This window comes from Acidithiobacillus concretivorus (assembly GCF_018853445.1).
GTDB lineage: Bacteria > Pseudomonadota > Gammaproteobacteria > Acidithiobacillales > Acidithiobacillaceae > Acidithiobacillus > Acidithiobacillus concretivorus.
On record NZ_JABELD010000121.1, the window covers coordinates 1 to 479 of the forward strand.

1 protein-coding gene is annotated in these 479 nt (G+C 60.3%); it reads left to right on the forward strand.

Annotated features, from left to right (window positions below):
• Positions 1 to 479 (forward strand): RNA-guided endonuclease IscB (gene iscB, locus HJG40_RS13195; RefSeq protein WP_215864624.1); only part of this gene is annotated, 479 nt, incomplete at both ends.

A 479-nucleotide genomic window follows, 5' to 3' on the forward strand; every position in this document is an offset into this window, starting at 1 on the left:
CAGCACGGCACCCTGTTCGGCTACGAGGTCCGGGAATATCTACTGGAGAAATGGGGCCGTAAGTGCGTCTATTGCGATGCAGAGCATACCCCGCTGACTATCGACCATATCCACCCCAAGAGCAAAGGCGGCAGTGATCGGGTATCGAATCTGACACTGGCGTGCGGTCCCTGCAACCAGCGCAAGAACAATCAGGATGTACGGGACTTTCTGGCCCGCGATCCGAAGCGTCTGGCCCGTATCGAAGCGCAACGCAAGGCACCCTTGAAGGATGCCGCTGCGGTCAACAGCACCCGCTGGGCGCTGTTTAACCGCCTCAAGGAAACCGGCCTCGATCTGGAAGTCGGCACCGGAGCGAGGAGCAAGTGGAACCGCAAGCGGCTGGGCTATGCAAAAGCGCACTGGATAGAGGCCGCCTGTGCTGGAGAAAGTGGTACCGAGGTCAGGCTGGGTTCAGCCCACAAGCCCCTGCAGATGGG